General features: G+C 46.7%; 1 protein-coding gene. It reads left to right on the forward strand.

Annotation, left to right across the window (positions count from 1 at the left end):
* The first annotated feature begins 322 nt into the window (after positions 1-322).
* Positions 323-457, forward strand: coding sequence for a hypothetical protein (locus ACFORK_RS29050; RefSeq protein WP_379205552.1), 135 nt, complete (start codon positions 323-325; stop codon positions 455-457).
* Positions 458-724: the final 267 nt, after the last annotated feature.

Below are 724 nucleotides of genomic sequence, written 5' to 3' on the forward strand. Positions count from 1 at the left end.
AACAAAGGTCTGTCTAGTCAAGGCTATGGTTTTTCCTGTGGTCATGTATGGATGTGAGAGTTGGACTGTGAAGAAGGCTGAGCGCTGAAGAATTGATGCTTTTGAACTGTGGTGTTGGAGAAGACTCTTGAGAGTCCCTTGGACTGCAAGGAGATCCAACCAGTCCATTCTGAAGGAGATCAGCCCTGGGTGTTCTTTGGAAGGAATGATGCTAAAGCTGAAACTCCAGTACTTTGGCCACCTCATGCGAAGAGTTGACTCATTGGAAAAGACTCTGATGCTGGGAGGGATTGGGGGCAGGAGGAGAAGGGGACGACAGAGGATGAGATGGCTGGATGGCATCACTGACTTGATGGACATGAGTTTGAGTGAACTCCGGGAGTTGGTGATGGACACGGAAGCCCAGCGTCCTGCAGGCCACGGGGTCCCAAAGAGTCAGACACGACTGAGCCACTGAACTGAACTGAACATACAATCGTTTCTCCAGGTGTTTTGGTTACCCGAGTTTCTATCCTGTGCTAAACTAAGTGACGACAGTGTACTGAAGAGCTGGGTCATTTCCAAATAAATTCAAGTTCTGAAACATTCACGCCTTGAAAGGACCTCCCTTTTACACAGAAACAAAAGAGATTTTTGACTATCCAATAAGAGTGTCTGGCACCATCCTGACATGTGAAACGTAAGAAAGCAATTTTTTTTTGTTTTGTTTGGTTCTGATCTTGGG

The organism is Paenibacillus sp. GCM10012306, from assembly GCF_042649265.1.
Classification (GTDB): Bacteria; Bacillota; Bacilli; order Paenibacillales; family Paenibacillaceae; genus Paenibacillus_AQ.